A 24,090-nucleotide genomic window follows, 5' to 3' on the forward strand; every position below is an offset into this window, starting at 1 on the left:
CTCCACCCTCACATGGCCGAACGCACCCGCACCGGCGGCGTCACGGGAGAAGGGCTCTCCACCGAGGACATCCACCGCCGCCTGGAGGGACGGGCGGAGGTCCTCGAGGCCGCCCGCGCGCGCCAGGCCACGCTGGAGTCGGTGCTGGGCGCGCGGCGGTGGAAGCGCCAGCTCCGCGCCCTGCCGGAGCTGATTCCAGAGTGGCTGAAGCACGCGCCCGCCGTCACCGAGGCGCTGGAGCGCACGCGCCGCCGCGCGGAGCTGGAGGGCTGGCCCGAGGACACCCCGGTGCTGGTGGCCGCGCGCGAGCTGGTGGACGGCGGGAAGCGGTTGTCGGCGCTGGCGCGAAGCCGGCTGGCCGCGCTCGCGCCCGTGTCCGGGGCAGCGTCGCTCCAGGAGGACCTGTCGCGGCTGGACGCGCTGGTGCGCAAGACGGCGGCGCTCACGCTGGAACCGGGGGAGGTGCTCGTCTTCGAGGGCCAGCAGAAGTGGCAGGCCTCGCCCCACATCTCGCCGCTGGTGGCGGTGCTGCTGCTCGGCACCGGGGCGCTCATGCTCTCCGCCATCCTGGTGGACAAGTTCATCGGCTTTGGCGGCGGGGTGGCCCTGCTGCTGATGATGGCCGCCGTCGTGCCGTGGATGGTGGTGGCGATGCGCTCCGGGCGGGCGTGGCTGACCAGCGAGCGGCTGTTGTGGCAGCCCGTGCTCGGAGAAGCGGTGTCCGTGCCGCTGGCGTCCATTCACCCGGGTGGCGTCTACGTGGACCCGGGGCTGCTCAACGTCCGAGTGGAGGGGGAGCGCCGGGCCGACGTGCGCCACCTCCAGGACGCCCACCAGCTCGGCGTGCTCGTGGAAATGCACCGCCAGCCTCCGCTGCGCGGCGTGGCCCGGGCCGGGGTGCGGCTGGCGGACGTGGCCATCTACCCCGCCGAGCTGCGCGGCGAGGCCACCGGGCCGCGGAAGGGCCATGCCGTGCTGCGCCCGGACGGCGTGTCCTTCATCCCCGAGGGAGCCGCGCTGGTGGCCCTGCGCGCGGTGACGGGGAGCGCGGCGGACCTGCCGGTGGAGACGGAGTGGGTGCTGGAGCAGCTGCGCTGGCTGCCGGACACGGAGTTCGACGCGTACGTGGCGCGCGTGGTGAAGGCCACGGGCGGCCAGCGCTGGTCGGCCTGGGACGCGAGCTACCGCCCGGGGACGCCCGTCTGGAAGGAGGTACGCATCACCCGGGGCCCCGTGGTGCTGATGGGAGGGGTGGACTGGTCCCGGCAGGATGCCACCGAGCGCATCCTCCGCTCGTGGCCCCGGCCCACCCCGGGTGAGTCCCGTTAGGGCGACAGGATGAGCTCCACGAGCAGGTCCTCGTCCTCATCCTCCTGGACGGCCGCGTCCACGTCGTCCACGTCGTACCCCTTGAACGAGAAGCCCGCCGGCATTCCCTGGCCGAGACACGCAAGGCTTCGCGGCGGCGCGCCCACGCCGTCCCCATCCTCGTCCCCGTAGACGACGGCCCAGCGGAAGAGGTCCGGCGCCGTGTCGTCGCAGTCGTTGCCCGTCGCCTGCGTGAAGTAGGGCGCCGGCAGCGCGGCACCCACGCACTGCTGTCCCTGCTCGGGCGTGGTGTGGCCGTCCGCGTCCCGGTCCACGTGGAAGTAGGAGCGCGTCTGCCAGCGCGTGCCGTCCTCGGCGGCGCAGTCCGTCCCGGTGGTGGACCAGGGCGCGCGCACGGTTCCATCCGTACACAGCATCGTCGCGGTGCCAGCGCCCACGCCGTCCGCGTCCGTGTCCGCCCAGGCCTGCAGGCGCAGGTGCACGGTGAGGTTCGCGTCGTCGCAGTCGAAGCCATTGGACGCGGTGCGGAAGCCGGGCGGAAGCGCGGCGCCCGAGCACAACAGGCCCGACTCCGGCACGGTGTAGCCGTCGCCGTCCATGTCCCGGTGCAGATAGGACAGCAACTGCCACGCGGCGGCGTTCATGGACGCGCAGTCGGTGTCCACGAAGGAGTAGCCCTGGGGCCGCTGAGGTCCTGCGCACAAGGTCTCCCGGGCTCCCGAGCCCACTCCGTCCCCGTCGGTGTCCGGGTACAGGCTCCAGCTCACCCGGACGTCGCGGTTCCCATCGTCGCAGTCGTGGCCGAGGGGCCCTTCGTGATGTCCCTCCGGCAGCGCTCCAGCGGTGCACAGCACGCCGCTCTCCGGCACCGTGGCCCCGTCGCCGTCATGGTCGCGGTGCGAATAGGAGCGCCACTGCCAGAGGGTGCGGTCCTCGGGGGCACAGTCCTCTCCCTCCGCCGCGTAGCCCGGGTCCGGCGTGGCGCCCATGCACCGTGACTCAGACGCTCCGACGCCGAAGCCGTCCCCGTCCGTGTCCACGTACGTGTCGCTCAGGGCCCAACGCGTGCGGTCCGTGTCGTCACAGTCGCGGCCGCTCTCCACGTTGGTGTAGCCAATGGGCAGCCGCGCGGCGCACAGGGTGCCCGACTCGGGCACGGTGGCGCCGTCCACATCCCTGTCCCGGTACAGATAGGGGAGTAGCTCCGAGCGCGAGGAGTCATCGGGCGCGCAGTCGCCATCGAGCGCGGCGTAGCCCGGCGGAGGTCTCGCGCCCAGGCAGTAGGACACGCTCTCTCCGCTGCCGACGCCGTCCCCATCCGAGTCGAGCCAGCCCGGGGTCGACTGCTGGAAGCGGGGCGCGGCGTCATCACAGTCCGGAGCACCGGGCGCCTCGCGGTAGCCGGCCAGGGAGTCGCCCACGCATGCCGTCACCGGCCCCGTCGCCGTCGCGCCGTCCCCGTCCAGGTCGGGGTAGAGGCCCTCCACCTGTCTCCACCGGGTGGAATCCGCGTCGTCGCAGTCGCCCGCTTCGGGGGCCCAGCCGTCGGGCAGCGTCCCAGCGGTGCACGGCGTCGCCAGGGGCCCCGCGCCCAGGCCGTCTCCGTCCGTGTCGCGGTAGCCCGGCAGCGGCTGCCAGGCCTGCGCGGAGTGGGCGGCGCAGTCTTCGGCATCCGCCACGCCGTCACCATCCGAGTCCGGCCCGGTGCCCTCCGCGCCGCCGCCGGAGCACGCGGACTGGAGTCCCACCAGGACCAGCACCAGGGCCAGCCATGTGCTTCGCATCGTGCCCATGAGTGGAGTCCGTCAGCGACGCGTCAGCCGGCAGGTGGGGGCGATGTAGGAATCCGCCCCTTGCACCATCTCGAAGGAGTAGAGGCCCGGTTTGCTCATGGCGAGCAGGGCCATCCGGTCGCAACGGGTGAAAAGCAGGTGGGGGTTGCTGATGGCGTTTGCACTGAAGGCAAAGGTCCGCGGGGCGCTCTCGCCTTGAAGGATGCCGGTGACCTCGACCCTGCGTTCGTTGACGACGACGTAGCTGTCCACCGTCTCGAAGATGTAGGGCTTGTTCGACTGCGGCGTCTCCGCCGCCAGGGCGGAAGGGGCCAATCCCAGGGAGGCGGCCAGCAGCGCGGCGAAACGGAGGGAGCGGTTGTTCAACATCGCGGAATTCCTCGTGGGGGACGGTGGCGAAGCCGGTGCCTGGAGGCGCCGCCTCGTATACGGAGCGAGCGGACTTTCCTGATCATTTCCAGGCGTTTCCGGCGTCCTCCCGACGCAAGTCGCGTCCCCGGGCCACGCTCCGTCTTGTCACGGCGCGGCCCCTGCAATACGCCTGGAGGCATGTCCTCCCCCGTGCTCCCCGCCGACTTCCTCCGCGCCATCGCCGAGGGCTTCCCCCCGGACTTCCTCACCCGGGAGCCGGCCGAGTTGCAGGAGTTCGGCCGCGACTGGACGCGCGTCTACACGCCGGCCCCCAGCGCGGTGGCGCTGCCCCGGAGCACGGACGAGGTGGCCCGGCTGTTGGCGCTGTGCCACCAGCACCGCGTGGCGGTGGTGCCCTCCGGAGGCCGCACGGGCCTGGCGGGCGGCGCGGTGGCGGCCCGGGGCGAGGTGGTGCTGTCGCTCCAGCGCATGGCGCGCATGGGCCCGGTGGACCTGCTCGGCAACACCGTGCGCGTGCAGGCGGGCGCGGTGACGGAGGCCGTGCACCACCACTGCGCCGGGCACGGCCTCACCTGGCCGGTGGACTTCGCCTCCAAGGGCTCCAGCACGGTGGGCGGCAACATCGCCACCAACGCGGGCGGCGTGAAGGTCATCAAGTACGGCCTCACCCGTCAGTGGGTGCTGGGCCTTCAAGTGGTGACGGCCCAGGGCCAGGTGCTGGAGCTCAACGGCGCGCTGGAGAAGAACAACACCGGCACCGACTTGCGGCAGCTCTTCATCGGCAGCGAGGGCACCCTGGGCGTCATCACCGAGGCCACCCTCAAGCTCACGCAGCTTCCCGGGAAGCTGGACGTGTTCCTCTTCGCCGTGCCGGACGTGGCCGCCGTGCTGCGGCTGTTCCGCGACGCGCGCCAGCAGACGGCCTTCGGCATCTCCGCCTACGAGTTCTTCACCGACAAGTGCCTGGCGCGCCTGCAGCGCCACCGCAAGCTGCGCTCACCCTTCGACGCGTCCAGTGGCTGCTACGTGCTGCTGGAGGCCGAGCCCCGTGACGCGGCGGCGGTGGAGGTGTGGCTGGGCTCGCTGTTCGAGCGCGGGCTGGTGACAGACGGTACCCAGGCGCAGGGTGCGTCGCAGGCGGCGGAGTTGTGGGCGCTGCGCGAGGGCATCAGCGAGAGCCTCTCCGCCACCGGCATGCCGCACAAGAACGACATCTCCCTGCCCGTGGCGGGACTGGAGGGCTTCTGCGCGGAGCTGGAGTCCGTCTTCGCCGCGCGCTACCCGGGCTGGGAAATCTGCCTCTTCGGCCACATCGGCGACGGCAACCTGCACGTCAACATCATGAAGCCGGACGACATGGAGAAGGCCGAGTTCCTCTCTCGCACGAAGCAGGCCGACCCCACCATGTTCGAGCTGGTGAGGAAGCACGGCGGCAGCATCTCCGCCGAGCACGGCATCGGCCTGTTGAAGAAGGACTACCTCGGCTACTCGCGCTCCCCGGCGGAGCTGGAACTGCTGCGCGCGCTCAAGCGGGCGATGGACCCCCAGGGCATCCTCAACCCCGGGAAGGTCATCGACGCGTGAATCGCGCGAGGAGCGCCGCGGACGTCAGGACACGATGCGCGTCTTGATGTCCGTCTGCAGGCCGGCGATGGCGTTGCAGACCGGCTGCGACACGTCCTGGTCCAGGTCCATGACGAGGTAGCCGATGTTGGCGTCCGTGCTGAGCACCTGCGCGTGGATGTTGGCGTTGAGGTCCGAGACGATGCGGTTGATGTCGCGGAGCACGCCGGGGATGTTGCGGTGCACGTTGAGGATGCGGTGCGTGCCGGGGATGAGCGGCGCCTCCACGTTGGGGAAGTTCACCGCGCCCGTCGTCGCGCCCGCCCGGTAGAACTTGAGGAGGCTGGTGGCCACCTCCTTGCCGATGGCCGCCTGCGCCTCTTCCGTGGAGCCGCCGATGTGCGGCGTGAGCACCACGTTGGGCAGGCCCTGAAGCTCGGTGACGAAGCCGTCCGAGTTGCTCTCCGGCTCCTCCGGGTAGACGTCCACCGCGGCGCCGCCCAGGTGCTTGGAGGTGAGCGCCCGCGCCAGCGCGGGGATGTCCACCACCGTGCCGCGGCTGGCGTTGATGAGGCACGCGCCCTTCTTCATCCGCGCGAGCTGCTCCGCGCCCATCATCATGTGCGTGGACGCCAGCGCCGGCACGTGCAGGGTGACGAAGTCCGACACCGCCAGGAGCTCGTCCAGCGTGGTCGCGGACTGCGCGTTGCCCAGGGGCAGCTTCGTCATCACGTCGTAGTACAGCACGCGCATGCCCAAGGACTCGGCCAGCACGCCCAGCTGCGAGCCGATGTGGCCATAGCCGATGATGCCCAGCGTCTTGCCGCGCACCTCGCGGCTGCCGGTGGCCACCTTGCGCCACTGGCCGGCGTGCACCTCGCGGCTGCGGTCGAAGAGCTGGCGCGTCAGCACCACGACCTCCGCCAGCACCATCTCCGCCACGCTGCGCGTGTTGCTGAATGGGGCGTTGAACACGGGGATGCCGTGCGTGTTGGCCGCCGTCAGCTCCACCTGGTTGGTGCCGATGCAGAAGGCGCCAATGGCCAGCAACTCCTCCGCGTGCACCAGCGCGGAGGCCGGCACCGTCGTCTTGCTGCGGATGCCCAGCAGGTGCACGCCCCGCAGGCGCTCCGCCAGCTCCTCCGGCTTGAGGGCGGAGGAGGTCCGCTCCACCTGGAAGCCCTCGGCGGCCAGCATCTCCTCCGCGGAGGGGTGGATGTTCTCCAGCAGCAGGGCGCGGAAGGGGCCCGTGTTGCTGATGGGACGCGTGGGCGAGGGGAACCGGGCAGTGTTCATGGCGCTTTGCGTTAGACCTCGGCTCCGGAGCTGTCAAGCGTGGGGTGAGCGAGCCGCCGCCCGGGTGGCTGCGGGAGCGTGAAAGTGAATGTGCTGCCGGCGCCGGTGACGCTCTCCACCCACAGCCGGCCGCCGTGGGCCTCCACCAGCCCCCGGGCGATGTAGAGGCCCAGGCCGCTGCCCTGGTGCGCGGTGTCCCGGGACTGCCAGTAGCGCTCGAAGAGGCGGGGTTGCTCGTCCTCGGGGATGCCGGGGCCGGTGTCCCGCACGGCCACGCGTACCTCGCCCTCCTCGGCGCGGGCCTCCACCGTCACGGTGCCACCCGCCGGGGTGAACTTCACCGCGTTGCCCAGCAGGTTGGCCAGCACCTGGAGGATGCGCTCGCGGTCGCACAGGCCCATCAGCCCCGGAGGCAGGTGCTGCTCCAGCCGGAGCCCCCCGCGCGTGGCCTGGGGCTCAATCAGGGCGAGCGCCTCGCCGATGAGCTCGCCCACCGGCTCCGGCCGGGGCTCCACCGCCAGCGGCTGGCCCGCGTCCAGGCGGGCCGCGTCCAGCAAGTCGGTGATGAGGCCGAGCATGTGCACCGCGGCCCGGTCCATGGCACCCACCCGGCCCACCAGCCCCTCGCCGCCGGGCAGCCGCGCCAGCTTCTGCTGGAGCACCGCGGCGCTCAGCCGCACCGTGGCCAGCGGGTTCTTCAAGTCGTGGGAGACGATGGCCAGCACGTCCTCCCGCTCGCGCGCAGCGGCCTCGGCGAGCCGGGCCAGCCGCGCGTTCTCCACCGCCAGCCGGCGTTGCTGCTCGGCCTCCTCGCCCGCCTGCTTCCATGCGCGGACCTGTTCCTGGTGCAGGCGGTTGCTCTCCCCGGCCGCCCGCCACACCACGGCCGTCAGGGCCACCGTCATCGCCGTCGCGAAGAGGGGCCGCGCCAGCCGCGCCTCCAGGAAGCCCCGCCGCGCGCCCAGGTCCACCAGCACGCCCACCACCAGCGGCAGCAGGCCCGCGAAGATGAGCCGGCGCGCCATGACGCCGCCCGCCGCCACCGACGTCACCGTCGCCACGGGCCCCTGGTCCGGGCGGAGGAAGAGGATGCCCAGCGCCAGCAGGAGCTGCCCCGCCGCGTTGTGGGGGGCGGCGCCAATGCCGCCTCCCAGGCGGTAGATGCGGTGCTCCGCGAAGGCGTAGCCCAGCAGTACCGTCAGGGGGATGAGCATGGCGGCCAGCGCGAGGAGCTGGGAGCGCGCCGTGCCCCACCGTCCCCTGCGGTCCACGGTGAGCAGCGACAGCCCGAGCAGCGTCAGCGCCGACGCCGTGTGCGGCGACATGCGGCGCCCGGACAGCAGGCCGGACAGCTCCATGCCCACCGGGCGCCAGGCGTACGACAGGAGCGTGAGGACGCCCGCCGCCGTCACCAGCGCCGCGGCGATTCCCGCCAGCCAGTGGCGGGTGGGGCTCCCCCTCAGCAGCCACGCGATGGCCACCGCCGTGAGCGTGAGGCACGCGGCGGAGGTGGGCACCATGGCGGGCACGCCGGGGCGGGCGAGCACGTCCTCGCCCTGGAGCACCCAGCCGGCCAGCACTCCCGCGCAGAGGGGCAGCACCAGGGCCACGGCGACTCGAGGCAGCCTTCCCGCCCTGCGCCAGAGCCGCAGCTGTTGCGCTTCGTCCACGCACCGCCCCCTGGCCTCGGCCCTTCAACCTATGAATCACCCCGGCGGGCCGCCCGGGCGGGGGAGCGGGCCCTGTCCGGACTGGCGCCCCACGCCAGGCTGGAAGGTTGCCGGGCGGTGGGGGGTGGGCGCTCGCCGTCGGGAGGCCGCGTCATCCCGGCACCGTTTCTGTTATGTCGAGCCGCGTGCCGGGCGCAGGGGGGGCTCGTCCACCTGCTCCCAGCATGACGCGACTCGCGCTCCGCCTCCCGAACTCGACCGCCTGACTGGTTTCTGGGTAGCCTCCTCCCCACCCGGGACGGCCGGAACGCCGGCCCGGCCCAGCCCCCTCCCGTCCCTCGTGAGCATGTCCATGCACGGCCCAGGACCCGCGGCTGCTCCCCCTCTCGCGGCAGGGGCCTCGCGGGTGTGGGTGGTTGATGACAGCCCGACGCAACTGGACCGGGCCCTCAAGCTCCTTGCGAAGCGCTACGCGGTCGAGTCCTTCCGCGACGCGGAGGAGATGCTGGAGCGGCTCGCCGATGGCCCGCCGCCCGACGTGCTGCTGCTGGACTGGGAGCTGCCAGGCGTCTCCGGCCTGGACGCGTGCCGCTACGTGCGCGACCTCTACGATGACGTCACGCTCCCCATCCTGATGGTGTCCTCTCGCGGAGCCCACGCGGACTTCACGGAGGGGCTCCAGGCGGGGGCCAGTGACTACGTCGCCAAGCCGTTCGACGACGCGGAGCTGCTCGCACGGGTGGCCAGCCTCCTCCGCATCCGCGACCAGGGCCAGCGGCTGCGCGAGCGCGAGGCGTACCTGGCCACGACGCTGTCCAGCATCGGCGATGCCGTCGTCACCACGGACCGGGCCGGGCGCATCACCTTCCTCAACCCCGTGGCCGTTCGCCTCACCGGCTGGACTGACGGTGACGCCCGCCAGCGGCCTGTGTCCGAGGTCGTCCGCCTCGTCGACGCCTCGTCGCGGACCCCGGTGGAGAACCCCGTCAGCCGGGCGCTCGCGCTCGGCACCCACCAGGGGCCCGACCACCCGACGCTGCTCATCCGCAAGGACGGCTCGGAGGTTCCCATCGACGACAGCGCGGCCCCCATCCGCGCTGGAACGAGCGAGCTCATCGGCGCCGTTCTCGTCTTCCGCGACGTCACCGAGCAGGCCCAGGCACGGCTGCTTGGCGAGGCGCTCGCGGCCAAGGTCCGTGCCAGTGAGACCGAGCTGCGCGTCCTGCTGGACGCCATCCCCGTCCTCGTGTCGTTCGTCACCGCGGACGAGCGCTACGGCCGGGTCAACAAGGCGTACGAGGACTGGTTCGGGATATCGCAAGAAGACCTCCGCGGCCGGAAGATCCGCGAGGTCATCGGGGAGGCGGCGTACGCCGTGCTCGGCCCCTACGTGAAGCGGGGGCTGAGCGGAGAGAGCTTCTCGTTCGAGCAGTACGATGTGCCCTACCGTCTGGGCGGCGTGCGTGACGTGAAGGTGACCTTCATCGCGCAACAGGAGCCGGGCGGGCCGGTGCGGGGCTACGTCGCCCTCCTCCAGGACATCACACTCCAGAGGACACTGGAGAAGGAGCGCGAGCGGTACATCCAGCAGCAGCAGCGGCAAGCCGAAATCGAGCAGCAGCTCATCGGCATCGTGAGCCACGACCTGCGCAACCCCCTGAGCGCCATCCTGCTGGGGGCCGCCCGGCTGAATCAGCGAGACGACCTGGACGCGAGCGCCCGCAGGGTGACGGCGCGCATCGAGTCGTCCGCCGCACGGGCAGTGCGGATGGTGAACGACCTGCTGGACTTCACCCAGGCCCGGCTCGGCGGCGGCATCCGAATCGCGCGCGCCCCCACGGACCTCCACGCGCTCAGCCGGGTCGTGACGGAGGAGGTGGAAGCGGCCCAGCCTTCCGTCATGCTGGAGGTCCGGGCGAGCGGGAACGGACAGGGCCTGTGGGACGCGGACCGTCTCTCCCAGGTCATCCAGAACCTGGTGACGAACGCCGTGAAGTACGGCGAGCCCGGGAGGCCCGTCCAGGTCTCCACCGAGGGTGACGGCACGCGGGCGACGCTCCGCGTGCACAACGATGGCACGCCCATCCCGCCCGAGCAGCTCGCGACGCTCTTCCAGCCCCTCCAGCGGGGCACCGACGCGGTGGACCGGACGGGCCGCAGCGTGGGGCTCGGCCTCTTCATCGTGAGGTCGATTGTCGAGGCGCACCAGGGCCACATCGAGGTGGAGTCCGCTCCCGGGCAGGGCACCACCTTCGTCGTGAGCCTGCCGCGGCAGCCGGTCGAGCATTCGGCGCCCCACTGACTCGCGGCGCCACTTCTGTAGCTGGCCTTCCGGGGGCTGCTGGAAGGCGGCTGGCGTGACAGCGCACGGGCCACGGTTCCGTAGGCGCAGGGTGCTGGGGACAGATGGACGTGCCCCTGACACGCCGAGGGTGTCAGGGGCACGCCCCAATGCAGGTGCTGTCTTTCGTCAGCACTGGCGTTGGCCTACCCACCCGTCATGCGCCGGAAAAGGCCGCCCAGTCCCTGCGTCTTGTTGCCCGGCCCGCCCTGGCTCGGAGCGACGGGCACGGGAATGCTGGGGCCGCGCTCCTCGGGGCCCTGGGCCTTCACTCCGGGAGCGACGACCGCCGGGTACTCCTTCGCGGCGGGGACATTCGGAATGTGGGAGGCATCATTCACCGCGCCCTGCAGCTGCGCCGCCGGGCTTGCCGGGACGGCGATGTTGTCGTTGTGGGCCATGTCCCGAGCCGGCGTCGCGGTAGACGCAGGCGCCGGAGGGGAGGGGGCGTCGTTGTGCGCCGCACCGCGTGCTTCGGGCGCAACGAGGGCATGGGTGGGCTCGTCCACCAATGCCGCCGCCAGCCGCTTCATCTCCTTCTCCGGGATGTCTCGCAGGGTGATGAAGAGCTCGCCGAGGTGGTTGCGCGCGTCCACCCGGATGCTGAGCCGGTCGGTGAAGTGCCGCTGGAGGTTGTCGCGGTAGTGCTGCACGCGGGCCGCGGCGGCTTCCGGCAGCGACTGGGACGGCGCTCGCTTGTGCCTCATCGCGCTCTGCAGGTCTTCCACGGAGCAGTCCGCGAAGGGCTTGGACTGCACCACTCCATCCTTCTGTGGAACCGCGATGGGCAGGTCTCCCGGGTCGCTCTGCTCCACCGTGAGGCCTTCCAGCTTCGCGTACGCCAGGAGCATATAGAGGTTGCGCATGCCGTACTTCACCGCCACTTCCTCGGTGAAGGAGCGGGCTACCGCGCCGTTCATCGACAGCACGGTTTGGCTGACCACCTTGACGCGCTGCTTGAAGAAGTCCTGTGCGTCCTTGAAGCCGCCCTTCTGCGCCAGCTCGCTGTTGACGACGTAGTTGTAGAGCCGACCAATGTGATGGCCATTCCGGTGGCCCTTCTCGACGAGCGTCAGGATGCGCTTGTGCACCTGCTCCAGCGTCAGGTCAGGCGAGCGCGCGGGGGTGTTTCCGTTGAAGTGTTCCATGGGTGCTTTCACTGATGTGTCGCGTGATTGCGACGCAGCAGGCGAGAGCAGGCACCAGGCCAGCGCTGAAAACCTGTGATTGAGGATGGTTACGCGCCATGCCGGGCAACGCTGCGTCCGGGAACGCGCCGTGTCATCTCATTCGCGAGACGGTCGGCCGTCATTCTGCATCTTCGAGCGTGGCCGTTGTTCCCGGGCGTTCTACTTCCGCACGTGCGGAAGTGAGGAGCCCGACGAGGTGGGGCTGGGGCTCTACTTCCGCACGTGCGGAAGTGAGGAGCCCGGCGAGGTGGGGCTGGGGCTCTACTTCCGCACGTGCGGAAGTGAGGAGCCCGGCGAGGTGGGGCTGGGGCTCTACTTCCGCACGTGCGGAAGTGAGGCTCTCCCAAGGAAGGCGAGGCGGGCACTCGCGAGGTGGCCCGCCGGGCCCCTTCAGGCCGTGGGAAGGGTGAACAGGAACGTGGTGCCCCGGCCCACCTCGCTTACCACCCGGAGCGAGCCGCCATGGGCCTCGACGATGCCGCGGGTGATGGAGAGCCCCAGCCCCACGCCGCTGCCGGGCACGCGTGCGGGCGGCCGCTGGACGCGGTCGAACAGGACGGGCAGCACGTCTGGATCGATGCCCGTGCCGGTGTCCGACACGCTCAGCTCCACCTGGCTCTCCCGGATGGTGGCCGCGAGCTGGATGAGGCCGCCCGCGGGCGTGTAGCGGACGGCATTGCCCACCAGGTTGGAGAACACCTGGTGGATGCGGTCCGGGTCGCACCGCACGGCGATGTCCCGCTCGGGCGGCCGGAGTTCCAGGCCGATGCCGCGCTCATGGGCCAGCGGCCCCAGCTCCGCGGCCTGCTCCATCAGCGTCGTAATCGTCAGCGGGACGGGCGCCAGCCGGAAGGAGCCGGCTTCAATCGCCGCGAAGTCCAGCAGGTCATGGATGAGCCGGTCCATGCGCAGCGCCGAGCGGTTGATGGTGTCCAGGTGGTTGCGGGCGCGCCCGTTGAGCGGGGCCAGCAGCGGGCCCAGCAGCGACGTCGTCATGGTGATGACGCCCAGCGGGTTGCGCAAATCGTGGGACACCATGGCCAGCAATTCCTTGCGCAGCCGCGTCTCGGCCTCCGCGGCCTGGCGCGCGGCGCGCTCCGCCGAATAGAGCCGCCCGTTCTCCACGGCGACCGCGGCGGAGTCCGCCAGGGCCTGGAGCAGCGCCACCTGCCGCGTTCCGGGCGTGGTGCGCTCCGCCCAGTACGCGCCAATGGAGCCAATGGGCTCCGCGCGGCGGATGGGCACCATGGCCAGGCTCTTCACGAAGGTGGGACGGTACGCGTCGGCGGGGATGCGCTCGTCGGCGTAGATGTCCTCGATGACGGCCGGCGTGCGGTTGAGCATCACCCAGCCGGAGATGCACGCGTGGATGGGGAAGCGGCGGCCCTTCCACAGCGGGGAGATGGCCTCCTCGTCCGCGTAGTGGACGAGGTCCCCCTCGCGCAGCACGAAGGTGACACCGTCCGCGCCACTCAATTGGCGGGCGGCGCGACGCACCAGCGCCATGATGTCCTCGAGCTCCCGTAGGTGGGCGAGCTCACGGACGACCTCCAGCAGCACGAGCGCGTCGTCGTGTGACAACTCCTCGAACGGAAGCGGGTCCTGGAACCTACGCAAGGAGCTCCTCCTCGGTCGGATGGACTCAAGCAACATGGTCGGGAGGCGATACGTTCATTCGCTCGGCGCGGATGGACGGAGGCACACCAGTCAGTCGCGGGCTTGCTTGCATGGCCGGCCATATAGGAATTGCCCGGATGGGTCGCAAGCCCGCGTGGTGGGAGTCAGCGTCGGGTATCCAACAGGCGCTTGGAGGGGCCGAAGACACCCCTCGGCACTCGGTTCCACGTGGCCAGCGGCGCCTGTCGAAGCACCGGAGGCCGGACGTGAAAACGGCGGGAGCCCGGGTCCGAAGACCGGCCTCCCGCCGTCAGGTGAGTCCGTGGTGGGCGTTCCCGGCTACTGGATGGTCCAGGCCACCGTGCCGCCGCAGCTCGTGCTGCCGTAGCAGCCCGCGCGGAGCTGGTACGTGCCGCCCGCGCCCGTGGGCACGGTGTACGTGGCGTATGACAGGGAGCCGCAGGCGTCGTCGTTGACCACCACCTGCTGGCCGGCGGCGTTGTACAGGCGCAGGTAGGTGTCCCCGGTGCCGGAGGCGCCCGCGACGGTGCAGGTGCCGAAGGCGATGCTCTGGCCGGCGGTGAGGGCGATGTCGCGGTTGGTGGTGTTCTGCTGGGCGTTGTTGGTGTTGGTGGCGTTGAACGCGAGCGAGCCGCCGGCCGGCGGGGTGCCCGTCTCGATTGTCCACGCCACCGTGCCGCCGCAACTGCCGGTGGAGTAGCAGCCCGCGCGGATTTCGTAGTTGCCGGCGGTGGCGGCGGTGAACGTCAGGCTGGAGCCGCGCCCACCGCAGGCGTCGTCGTTGGAGCTCACCTCGGTGGCGGCCGGCCCGTACAGGCGCAGGTACGTGTCCCCTGTGAAGCTGGAGCCCGTCACGCCGCAGGTGCCCACGGTGATTTTCTGCCCCGCGGTCAGGGCCACCACCTTGTTGGTGGTGCCGACGGTGGCGCCGTTGGTGTTGGTGGCCGTGTACGTGAAGTTGGTGCTCGGAGGGGGAGTGGTGTTGCACAGGCGGGCGCTGGTGGAGGCCGCGCAGAGTGCGTCCACGGCGGGCTTCACGTAGGTGATGTCCTCGCCGCGGCAGCCCGTCTCCGTGCACGTGTTGACGATGTAGCAGCTCCCGTTCGCGCGGTAGTCCGTCTCGCCGCGCACCAGGATGCCGGCCACCGTGTAGCCGCCCGTCTCGTACACGCCCGAGCCGGAGTTGCCGCCGAAGGTGTCCGTGCTGGCGACGAAGTAGTCCAGCGTGCTCGCGCGCGCGTTGCGCACCGAGCCGCCCGAGTCAATCTTGAAGGGGATGCCGCTGCCCGAGCCGATGACGGCCACGTTGGCACCCACCGCCAGCGCGGTGGCGGCCGTGCGCACCGGGGCCGGCGTGAAGCGCGGGGTGGCCGCGCGGTCCAGCCGGACAATGGCGAAGTCCAGGGTGCGCCCGTTCACCGTGGCCTCCTGGCGCACGACGATGGAGCTGCAGGAGAAGATGTCCTGCGTCGTCACCGTCTGCATGCCGCTGGCGGACGTGCGGTAGAAGTTGAAGACGAAGCGTGTGTCGCTGCACTCCGAGGCGTTGGTGACGCAGTGGCCCGCGGTGAGCACCAGGTCATCGTCGATGAGCGTGCCCGAGCAGAACGCCGGCGTCAGGTCGTTCAGGAAGCGCTGGTTGCTGCACAGGCCGTAGGCGTCCTCCAGCGTGTCCGCGATGAAGGTGACGTCGTTGGGGTTGGACGCGTCGATTTCCGACGGGGTCATCAGCGCTACGGTGGCCTGCTGGGCGCGGGCGCGCAGGGTGGCGTCCGCGTGCGCGTACACGTCCATGCGGTTGTCCGTGCCGTAGACGACGGGCTGCTTCCCGGTGCCCGTGGGCGTGGCGGCCGGCTCGGCCCCCGGCGTCGGCCCGCAGGCCGCGACGGAGAGGGTGCACAACAGCGCGCCGAGCAGCTTCCTGCGGGCGTCGGTCCAGGGGAGGTACATGGGACGGCTACTCCTACGAGCGGGGAAGAGACGGCCTGCCCGGGGGGCAGGCGGGCCCACTATAGGTGAAAAGTTGGAGTGCTGTCAGAATGCCGAGCCGGAGCTCAGTCGGCCTCGGGGTCCTTCAGCCACCCCAGGGCCTCGCCGCGCGTCTCGAAGGTGCGGGTGGGGATGGTGAGCATGGCCCGCTTCGTCATGCGCCAGGCCTGGAGGCCGGAGGGCGGGTCGATGACCACGCGCGCCGAGCGCTTCATGCCGTGCAACTGCGCGTAGGCATTGAGGCTGGCCATGGCGCTCACCACGTCGCCGGGCATCACCCGCAGCTGCGACTGGTCCACCAGCGCGGACCACTCCCCGTCGAAGGAGGCCATGGCCTTCTTCACCTCGGCCAGGTACTCGGCGAGGTCCCCCGCCGTGACTTGCGGGGGATAGACGACCTCGAGGATGCGGTCCTGCGCGTGGACGGTGATCTGGAAGGGCATATGCGGTGACGGCTCCGGACGGGCGCGCCATCCTAGCCGCAGCCGGTGACAAACCGATACCAGACGACGCGCCACCCTCCCTGCGGGGTGGTCCCCTGCCCTGTCCGGGAGTCCGGGAAATGTCAGATCCGGATGGTACCTACGTCCTTCCGGCTGCCCCGGTACCGCCGCGCCGAGGGGGCGTGGCGGCGGAGGTGCCCGGTAAGGGGGTCTCATGAACACGAAGCTCTACGTCCTGGGTGCGGTGCTGGGTGCCGTTCCGGGGCTGCCGCCGGAGGCGCTGTCGGCCCCGGTGGCTCCACCGCAGGAGTCGCGTCCCGACTCGCGCGGGGCTTCGCGCAAGAGCCGCGGAGGCCGCGCGACGGGCGCGACGACGCGCAACACGAGTGACGCGGAGGTGCCGCGTCACCCGTGCGAGCTCATCACCATCATGCAGGTGCCTTGCGACGCGTCGAAGGCCACCTGCGAGTACACGTACTGGAAGTGCCCGGAGGTCGTGAGTCCGCTCCGGTCCTGAGCCACGAATGAGCGCGCGGGCGGCCGGTTCCGCCCGCGCCATGCAGTGACTGGCGCGGTGGGCCGGCCTCGAAGCGGGAGGCCGGCCCACCGCGCCGGTGTTTTGACGGGCGCCATGTTGCGCCGTGTTGGCGGCGCCGTGACTGCCTCTCGACGGTGCCGTGACGGCCGCGTGCAACGGTGCCCCCGAGGTCATCGCCATGCAGACAGACTCGCGCGTGTCTTCCAGCGTCGTCGTGGACCCCTCCGCCGATGTGTTGATTGGCCAGGTCCTCCACGGCCGCTTCAAGGTGCTGGAGCCGCTGGGCGCCGGCGGAATGGGGCGGGTGTACCGGGCGCTGCAGCTCCCGCTGGAGCGCGTGGTGGCGCTCAAGGTGCTGAGCCCTTCCTTCTCCACGGTGCTGGACCCGGACTTCCAGCGCCGCTTCCTCCTGGAGGCGAGCGTCACCGCGAAGCTGCGCCACCCCAACACCGTCACCGTCATCGACTACGGCAAGACGGATGACGGCACCTTCTACATCGCCATGGAGTTGCTGGAGGGGCGCACGCTGGCGGAGCACCTCGCGTCCGGCCCGCTGCCCTGGGCGCGCGCGGTGGACATCGCGCAGGGCATCTGCCGCTCGCTGCGCGAGGCGCACCGGCTGGGCGTGGTGCACCGCGACCTCAAGCCCGCCAACGTCATGCTGGTGGCGGAGGAGGGCGGCCGCGAGCGGGACCACGTGAAGGTGCTGGACTTCGGCCTGGTGAAGTCCTTCGTGGTGGATGAGGGCCGGCGGGCCATGCCGGAAATCACCCAGGGCGGCACCTTCCTCGGCTCGCCCACGTACATGGCGCCGGAGCAGGCGCGCAACGTGGCGGACGCGAGGAGCGACATCTACTCGCTGGGCGTGCTGCTCTTCCATGCGCTGGTGGGCCGGCCTCCCTTCGTGTCGAAGGACCCGCTGGAGCTCATCTTCGCGCACCACAAGGAGGCGCCCCCGCACCTGCGCGCGCTGCGTCCGGACCTGGCCATCCCCGGGGCGGTGGAGGCCGTGGTGCGCCGCTGCCTGGAGAAGCTCCCCGAGCAGCGCTACGCCACCATGGACGAGGTGCTGGACGCGCTGCACGGAGCCTCCGGTCAGACGGGCAGTGGCCCCGTCAGCGCCCCGCACGCCGCGCTGTCCACCGCTCCCCACGCGCAGCCGCAGGGCACCATGGTGCTGGACATCAGCGTGGACGAGGACGCCGTGCGCGGCCCCCGTCGTGTCGTGCCATGGGTGGCCGTGGCCGTGGGCGTGCTGGCGCTGCTGGGCCTTGGCGCGGGTGCGTACCTGCTGGGCGCGCGCGGTGGGCCCGCGTCCGTGGCTCCGGTGGCCGCGCCCGCTGCTCCGGTGGCTGCCGCTCCGGAGCCTGTCGCGCGGGCGCCCCTCGCTCCGGTGCGCTTCCGCGTCTCCAGCGAGCCCGCGGGGGCGCGCGTCTTCTGGAAGGGACAGGAGCGCGGCGTCACGCCGCTGCTGCTGGAGGTGCTGCCGGACGCGGATGGCGTGGCCACCGCGGAGCTGACCTTCGTGCTGGAGGGCTACTCGACGGACCGCGTGGTGGCGGGAGGCTCGGGCGAGGTGCACTTCACCCAGCGCTTGCAGCGCCAGCGGGGCGGAGGGAGCCGGCCCGCCGTGGCGGCCACCTCCGAGCCTGCGTCCGCGTCCGCGCTTGGAGAAGGGAGCCTGAGCGCGCCGGAACTGCTGAGTGCCCCGACGCCCCTGGAGGCGCCTCTTCCGGTACGGCCCGCGGTGGGAGGGGCCCTGGAGAAGCCGGCGGGCGCGGCGGCGCGGCCCTCGGGGCCCATCAACCTGCCGGAGGACGCGAGGCCGCCGGTGGAGTCGGCCGCCAACGTACCGCCCGAGTTCCCCCAGTCCGCGCGCGCCGCCGGGCGGGAGGGGCAGGTCATCCTCAAGGTCGTCGTCACCGAGACGGGCCAGGTGCGCGACGTCAGCGTCCTGAGGGGCGAGGAGCCCTTCGTCTCCGCGGCGGTGCGTGCGGTGGGCACCTGGCGCTACCAGCCGGCCCTGCTGGAGGGCCGGCCCATTGCCGTCTACCGCGTGGTGAAGGTGCCCTTCCGCCTGCGCTGAAGGGCAGCCTTCGCTCAGTTCGTCGCGCTGGCCTGCTTGAGGTACTGGTCCAGGAAGGCACGCGTGCGCGAGTAGGCCTCAATCTCGTTCTTCTTCTTGGTGAAGCCGTGGCCCTCGTCGGGGAAGACGACGTACTCGACGGGCACCTTGTTCTTCTTCACCGCCTGGACGATTTCGTCCGACTCCACCTTCAACACGCGCGGGTCATTGGCGCCCTGGATGACGAGCAGCGGCTTTCGAATCTTGTCCGCGTGGAAGAGCGGCGACGCGGCGCGGAGCATCTCCTCCTGCGTCTCCGGGTTGCCCATCTCCTGGTAGAGCGCCTGGCGGAAGGACTCCCAGTAGGGCGGCACGTTCTTCAGCGTGCGCAGCCAGTTGGACACGCCGAAGATGTCCACGCCCACGTTGAAGCTGTCCGGGTGGAAGGCCAGGGCCGCCAGCGTCATGTAGCCGCCGTAGCTGCCGCCGATGATGCCGATGCGCGAGGCGTCCACGTACGGCAGGCTGGCGAGGTACTTCTTCGCCTCCAGACAGTCCTGGAGCGGCTCCTTGCCGTGCTTCTGGTCGTCCGCCGTGAAGAACGTCTTGCCGTAGCCGGAGCTGCCGCGGTTGTTGATGCCCAGCACCACGTAGCCGCTATTGACGAGGTACTGGAAGAGCGGGTTGTAGCCCTTGCGCGTCTGCCCACCCGGCCCACCGTGCACATAGACGAGCGCGGGCAGCTTGTTCTCGGGCGTGGCCTGGTGCGGCTTGTAGAGGACGTTCGGAATCTCCATCCCGTCGAAGGACTTGAAGCGCACCCCTTGCGAGTCCACCAGGTCCTTCGGGTCGATTTCGGGGTTGAGCGAGTCCGTCAGTCGCAGGGTCTTCTTCGTGCCGAAGTCATGGACGTACAGGTCCGTGGGCGCGCGGTCGCCCTTCACGAAGAAGGCCATGCGCTTCTCGCTGCGGGCCATCACCACGCCGTTGAGGTCGCCCTCGGGCAGTTGCGGCAGGGTGAGCGGCTTGCCGGCCTTCACGTCGTGGATGCGGATGACGGTGCGGGCGTCCTCGTTGATGCCGGTGACACGCCAGGCGCCGTTGCGCGAGAAGGACGTGTACATGATGTCCCAGTCCGCCTTCTCCACCTCCTCCATCTTCCCGGTGGCCAGCACGTAGCGGACGATGCGGGTGAACTCCGAGCCCTCGTCGGTGTGCAGGTACAGCGCGGAGGAGTCCGGGGTGAAGGTGGCCGTCCTCCAGGCCGCGGCGCCCTTGTGCGGCGTCAGGTGCTTCAGCTCCTTCGTGGCGACGTTGTAGAGGTAGACGTCGCTGTCGGACGTGGTGTTGGACTTGTCGAGCGCCAACCACTTCTGGTCCGGGGACACGTCGGCGGGGTCATTGCCGTCGTCGTTCTGGTAGAACAGGGTGCGCGCGTACGTCTTCACGTCGTAGCGGTACAGGTCCATGAAGCGCTCGTCGCGCTCGTTGCTGCGCAGGAAGAAGGCGGAGTCGTCATGGCTCCAGCCGAAGAAGTCCGCGCGGTGCTTGTCGCCCGGCGTCAGGTCCTTCTCCTTGCCGTCCGGCGTACGGACGTAGACGTGGGACAGCTCGTTGCCGCCCTGGTCCCTCTCGAAGAGGATGCGCTCGTCCTTCGGGAAGTAGCCCACGGCCCAGGTGCTGTCCGTGGCGCGCGTGAGCTGCGTGGGCTTGCCGCCCGCCACCGGCACGGAGAAGAGGTTGTAGATGCCCGTCTGGTTGGACGAGAAGAGCAGCCGCTTCTCGTCCGGGGAGAAGGACGCGCCCCGCACGCTGGTCGTCTTCATGAACTGCTCGACGGTGTACTGCTTCGACGGGCGCGGGGTGAGCTTCGCGGCGGGCGCCTTCGTGGGCGGCGGGGCCGGCGGCTGCGGCGTGGCCAGCGCCAGGGTGGGCACGAGCGCCATGGCGGCGAGTGCTCGGGACAAAGGGGACCAGGGTGGCATGGGAATCTCCGGGAGAAGGGGACGCTCAGTTCGCGGGCCGAGCCGTCGCGGGGGACTGCTTGAGGTACGTGTCCAGGAAGGTGCGGATGCGGGTGGAGCTCTCCAGCTCGCTCTTCTTGCTGCTGAAGCCGTGGCCCTCGTCCGGGAGGACCAGGTAGTCGACGGGGACGTTGTTCTTCTTCACGGCCTCGACCATCTGGTCCGACTGCGCCTTGAGCACCTTCGGGTCATTGGCGCCCTGGATGACGAGCAGCGGCTTGCGAATGGTGTACGCATGGAAGGCGGGGGAGATTGCACGCAGTTGCTCCGCTTCCGTGTCCGGGTTGCCCAGCTCCTGGTACATCGCCTGGCGGAAGGACTCCCAGTACGGGGGGATGTTCTTCAGCATGCTCACCCAGTCGGACGGGCCGAAGGCGTCCACGCCCACGTCGAAGGTGTCCGGGTGGAAGGCCAGGGCGGCCAGCGCCATGTAGCCGCCGTAGCTCGCGCCGAGGACGCCCACGCGGGAGCCGTCCACGTACGGCAGGCCGGTGAGGTACTTCTTCGCCTCCACGACGTCCCGGAGCGGCTCCTTGCCGTGCTTCTTGTCATCCGCCGTGACGAACGCCTTGCCGTAGCCGGAGCTGCCGCGGTTGTTGGGCGCGAGCACCACGTAGCCCGCGTTGACGAGGTACTGGATGAAGCTGATGTAGCCCCGGTACGCCTGGTCACCGGGGCCGCCGTGCACCCAGACGACCGCGGGCAGCTTGTTCTGGGGCGTGGCCTGGAGCGGCTTGTAGAGGATGCTCGGAATCTCCAGTCCGTCGAAGGACGTGTAGCGGACCACCTCGGCGACCACGAGGTCCTTCGCGTCGATGGCGGGGCTGAGCGTGTCCGTCAGCCGCGTGGCCTTCTTCGTGCCGAAGTCGAAGACGTAGAGGTTGTTGGGCGCGCGGTCATCGGTCAGGTGGAAGGCCATGCGCTTCCCTCCGCGGGCCAGTTCCACGTCGGAGATGCTGCCCTCGGGAAGCTTCACGGCGAGCGGCCTGCCCGCCTTCACGTCGTGGACCCGGAGCAGGGCGCGGCCATGCTCGTTGATGCCGGTGACGCGCCACGCGCCATTGCGCGAGAAGGCCATGGACGTGATGTCCCAGTCCGCCTTCTCCATTTCTTCCCGCTTCCCGGTGGCCAGCACGTAGCGCACCACGCGGGTGAACTCGGAGCCCTCGTTGGTGAGCAGGTACATCGCGGAGGAGTCCGGCGCGAAGGTCGCCGTCTTCCAGCTGGCGTCGCCCTGGTGCGGGGTGAGGTGCTTCACCTCCTTCGTGCCGAAGTCATACAGGTGCACATCGCTGTCGGACAGGGAGCGGGACTTCTCCAGGGAGAGCCGCTGGCCGTCCGGGGACACCTTCCCCAAATCGAAGCCGTCGTCGTTCTGGAAGACGAGGGTGCCCGCGTACGTCTTCGTGTCATGGCGGTACAGGTCCATGAAGCGCTCATCGCGCGCGTTGCTGGAGACGTAGAAGGCGGAGCCGTCGTGGCTCCAGCCCTGGAAGCCGGCGCGCACCTTGTCGCCGGGGGTGAGGTCCGTCTCCTTGCCGTCCGGCGTGCGCACGTAGAGGTGCGTCAGCCCGTTGCCCGCCTGGTCTCGCGTGAAGAGGACGCGCTCGTCCTTCGGGAAGTAGCCCACGGCGAACGTCGCGTCCGTGGTGGAGTGGGTGAGCTGCGTCGGCTTGCCGCCCGTCACCGGCACGGAGAAGACGTTGAAGACGCCCGTCGGGTTGGACGTGAAGAGCACCCGCTTCTCGTCGGGGGAGAAGGACGCGCCGAACACGTCCGTCGTCTCCATGAACTGCTCGATGGTGTACTGCTTCGACGGGCGGGTGACGGGCGGCCGCGGCGCGGCCGGCGCCAGGGTGGGGACGAGCGCCAGGGCTGTGAGCGCGAGGGACACGGCCTGCCAGGACGGCATGAGCTCTCCAGGGAGCGAGGAAGGGCCGCGAATCTCGCGCAACGCCTCACGCAAGGCGAGGTTCTCGACACTTCCCGTCACGGGCTGTCATTCCGAAAGCCAGGCGGTGGAAAAGGTTTCACCCGGGCTGAGCATGCCCGGTGCAACCGTGCGGAAGCACTGGGCCACTGTGTGGCACGGCGTACGCACGTCCCACTCCGCGAAGCATGCCGTGGGGGTGGGTCGTGCGGCGCATGCGGTTGGGGGAGCTGCTGCTTCACCTGGGACTGGTGACGCGGGAGCAATTGGAAGCGGCGCTGGCGTACCACTCGCGGTGGCACTGCCGGCTGGGCGAGGCGCTGGTGTACCTGCGGCTGCTCACGCCGGAGCAGGTACAGCGAGCGCTGTCCAGCCAGCTCAGGGTGCCCTTCGTCCGGGGTGAGCAGATGGAGAAGGTGCCGGCCGCGGTGGTGAGGAGCGTCCCGGCGGACGTGCTGACGCGGCTGAGGGTGTGCCCGCTGCGCGTGGAACGCCAGGGCTCGCGCGGCATCCTCTACGTGGCGACCGACCAGCCAGAGAACCTGCCTGCCCTGGACGAGCTGTCGTTCATCACCCACTTTACCGTGCGCCCGGTGCTCGCCCTGCCGGACGACATCGAGCGGACGCTGCGCCACCACGGCCTGTCCGGCACGCGGGGCATCGCCCCCCTGGAGCTGGCGCCCGACGACGGGCCCGCCCTGGAAATCACGCGGGGAGGTGAGCCCTAGCCCCACCTCGCCTGCCGTCCTGGAGTGAGCCACCAGGGTCGCGCCTGTCCGGTCGCCTGAAATGCGGGGCGGGTGGGGGCTGCTTCTGGGGGAAGTGAAAGCCATCCCCTTCCGCGTTGTGTTGGCGATGCACGATTCCCAGACCACTCCCATCAGCACCGCCCCGAACCTGCTCCCTGCCCAGCGCAACCAGCTGGTCGTCCCGGTGCCCGAGGACTCGTTCCGGGAAGCCTTCGAGGAAGCACGAGAGTGGCTCGACAACGTCCACGAGCGGATGTTGGGCGGCCCCGACGAGGTACTGCGGCAGAACATGCACTCGTTGCACCTGGGCCTCATCACCCTGCGACGGCGGTGGAGCCCGGAGGTATGGCGGCGCTTCTGCAAGGAGACGGCGAAGAAGCACCCGCTGCGGCCCTTCCTGCACCAGTGCCCCTTCACGCGCCGCGCGTTCGAGCGCCCCCGCGGGTACGCCGGGGACGCGGTCCTCATCGACTACCTCTACATGGACCGGGCCGCGGACGAGCTGCACGCGGGCCGTGAAATCTACAAGTACATGCACCAGCAGCCCAGCTCGCTCAGCGTCCGCGAGCGGAAGCTCCTGCTGGCGCGGGCCATCGACGACACGGCCGAGCGCGTCCCCGGCGGCGCGCGCATCCTCTCCGTGGCGTGTGGCCACCTGCGCGAGGCCGAGTCCTCGCGCGCGGTGGTCGAGCACCGCGTGGGTGAGCTCATCGCCTTCGACCAGGACCCGCTGAGCCTGGCGGAGATTTCCCACCACAACCCGCTCGACGTGGTGAAGCCGGTGTGCGGCTCGGTGCGCGCGCTCCTGTCGGGCAAGACGAAGTTCCAGGACATGGACTTCGTCTACTCGGCGGGCCTCTACGACTACCTCTCGGACTCCGTGGCCACGCGCCTTACCGGGCTGCTGTTCGGCATGCTGCGCTCGGGCGGGAGGATGCTGGTGGCCAACTTCGCCATGTACCCGCCGGAGACGGGCTACATGGAGGCCTTCATGGACTGGTGGCTCATCTACCGCGACGAGGACGGCATGCGCGCGCTGCTGGGCGAGGTGCCCCTGGACCAGCTCGCCTCCGTGCGCCTGTACCGGGACAGTCAGGACAACGTCATCTACCTGGAGCTGACGCGGCGTTGACGCGCGCACGGCGCGCGGGGCTCGGATT

17 protein-coding genes are annotated in these 24,090 nt (G+C 70.5%); 7 read left to right on the plus strand and 10 right to left on the minus strand.

Annotated elements, in window-relative coordinates; genetic code table 11:
* Window positions 1–12 precede the first annotated feature (12 nt).
* A complete protein-coding gene (locus OV427_RS29570; RefSeq protein WP_267859543.1) occupies window positions 13–1,329 on the plus strand; it encodes a hypothetical protein in 1,317 nt (438 codons plus the stop codon).
* Here OV427_RS29570 and OV427_RS29575 read toward each other — a convergent pair.
* Window positions 1,326–3,122 carry a hypothetical protein gene (locus OV427_RS29575; protein ID WP_267859544.1) on the minus strand — a complete coding sequence of 599 codons (1,797 nt, stop codon included), beginning with the start codon at window positions 3,120–3,122 and terminating at the stop codon, window positions 1,326–1,328. The two genes, OV427_RS29570 and OV427_RS29575, sit on opposite strands and share 4 nt — an antisense overlap.
* A 12-nt stretch (window positions 3,123–3,134) precedes the next feature.
* Complete coding sequence (locus OV427_RS29580) at window positions 3,135–3,491, minus strand: hypothetical protein (RefSeq protein WP_267859545.1); 357 nt, start codon at window positions 3,489–3,491, stop codon at window positions 3,135–3,137.
* Between the two features lie 180 nt (window positions 3,492–3,671).
* Here OV427_RS29580 and OV427_RS29585 point away from each other — a divergent pair, with 180 nt between their 5' ends.
* On the plus strand, window positions 3,672–5,078 hold the full coding sequence (locus OV427_RS29585; RefSeq protein ID WP_267859546.1) for an FAD-binding oxidoreductase: 1,407 nt from the start codon (window positions 3,672–3,674) through the stop codon (window positions 5,076–5,078).
* 24 nt (window positions 5,079–5,102) lie between these two features.
* Here OV427_RS29585 and serA read toward each other — a convergent pair whose 3' ends face one another.
* Window positions 5,103–6,353 (minus strand): phosphoglycerate dehydrogenase, encoded by a 1,251-nt coding sequence (gene serA / locus OV427_RS29590; RefSeq protein WP_267859547.1) that lies wholly within the window; start codon window positions 6,351–6,353, stop codon window positions 5,103–5,105.
* Between the two features lie 11 nt (window positions 6,354–6,364).
* Entirely contained in the window at window positions 6,365–8,023 is a 1,659-nt protein-coding gene (locus OV427_RS29595; RefSeq protein ID WP_267859548.1) for a sensor histidine kinase, read from the minus strand.
* 412 nt (window positions 8,024–8,435) lie between these two features.
* Between OV427_RS29595 and OV427_RS29600 the strand changes: the two genes are divergently transcribed.
* A complete protein-coding gene (locus OV427_RS29600) occupies window positions 8,436–10,325 on the plus strand; it encodes a PAS domain S-box protein (RefSeq protein WP_267859549.1) in 1,890 nt (629 codons plus the stop codon).
* 185 nt (window positions 10,326–10,510) lie between these two features.
* Here OV427_RS29600 and OV427_RS29605 read toward each other — a convergent pair whose 3' ends face one another.
* The 4 genes from OV427_RS29605 to OV427_RS29620 all read right to left on the minus strand — a co-directional run bounded on the left by OV427_RS29605 (window position 10,511) and on the right by OV427_RS29620 (window position 15,624).
* Window positions 10,511–11,512: a hypothetical protein gene (locus OV427_RS29605; RefSeq protein WP_267859550.1), complete on the minus strand. Its 1,002-nt coding sequence runs from the start codon at window positions 11,510–11,512 to the stop codon at window positions 10,511–10,513.
* Between the two features lie 432 nt (window positions 11,513–11,944).
* A complete protein-coding gene (locus OV427_RS29610) occupies window positions 11,945–13,171 on the minus strand; it encodes a GAF domain-containing sensor histidine kinase (RefSeq protein ID WP_267859551.1) in 1,227 nt (408 codons plus the stop codon).
* Window positions 13,172–13,510: 339 nt separating this feature from the next.
* Window positions 13,511–15,142 carry a trypsin-like serine peptidase gene (locus tag OV427_RS29615; protein ID WP_267859552.1) on the minus strand — a complete coding sequence of 544 codons (1,632 nt, stop codon included), beginning with the start codon at window positions 15,140–15,142 and terminating at the stop codon, window positions 13,511–13,513.
* Window positions 15,143–15,246: 104 nt separating this feature from the next.
* On the minus strand, window positions 15,247–15,624 hold the full coding sequence (locus OV427_RS29620; RefSeq protein WP_267859553.1) for an STAS/SEC14 domain-containing protein: 378 nt from the start codon (window positions 15,622–15,624) through the stop codon (window positions 15,247–15,249).
* A 214-nt stretch (window positions 15,625–15,838) separates the two neighbouring features.
* Here OV427_RS29620 and OV427_RS29625 point away from each other — a divergent pair, with 214 nt between their 5' ends.
* Together OV427_RS29625 and OV427_RS29630 are read left to right on the plus strand one after the other, a co-directional pair.
* Entirely contained in the window at window positions 15,839–16,141 is a 303-nt protein-coding gene (locus OV427_RS29625) for a hypothetical protein (protein WP_267859554.1), read from the plus strand.
* Window positions 16,142–16,301: 160 nt separating this feature from the next.
* Window positions 16,302–18,248 (plus strand): TonB family protein, encoded by a 1,947-nt coding sequence (locus OV427_RS29630; protein ID WP_324290002.1) that lies wholly within the window; start codon window positions 16,302–16,304, stop codon window positions 18,246–18,248.
* Between the two features lie 14 nt (window positions 18,249–18,262).
* On the opposite strand, the gene OV427_RS29635 is transcribed toward OV427_RS29630, so the two are convergent.
* The gene (locus OV427_RS29635; protein ID WP_267859555.1) at window positions 18,263–20,212 is read right to left on the minus strand and encodes a S9 family peptidase; all 1,950 of its coding nucleotides are present in this window, start codon (window positions 20,210–20,212) and stop codon (window positions 18,263–18,265) included.
* 25 nt (window positions 20,213–20,237) lie between these two features.
* Window positions 20,238–22,163 (minus strand): alpha/beta fold hydrolase, encoded by a 1,926-nt coding sequence (locus OV427_RS29640; protein WP_267859556.1) that lies wholly within the window; start codon window positions 22,161–22,163, stop codon window positions 20,238–20,240.
* A 233-nt stretch (window positions 22,164–22,396) separates the two neighbouring features.
* Here OV427_RS29640 and OV427_RS29645 point away from each other — a divergent pair, with 233 nt between their 5' ends.
* Both OV427_RS29645 and OV427_RS29650 read left to right on the plus strand, forming a co-directional pair.
* Window positions 22,397–22,909, plus strand: coding sequence for a pilus assembly protein PilB (locus OV427_RS29645; RefSeq protein WP_267863499.1), 513 nt, complete (start codon window positions 22,397–22,399; stop codon window positions 22,907–22,909).
* A gap of 127 nt (window positions 22,910–23,036) precedes the next feature.
* Window positions 23,037–24,062 (plus strand): class I SAM-dependent methyltransferase, encoded by a 1,026-nt coding sequence (locus tag OV427_RS29650; RefSeq protein ID WP_267859557.1) that lies wholly within the window; start codon window positions 23,037–23,039, stop codon window positions 24,060–24,062.
* The last annotated feature ends 28 nt before the right edge of the window (window positions 24,063–24,090 follow it).

Source organism: Pyxidicoccus sp. MSG2, assembly GCF_026626705.1.
In the GTDB taxonomy this organism is placed as follows: Bacteria; Myxococcota; Myxococcia; order Myxococcales; family Myxococcaceae; genus Myxococcus.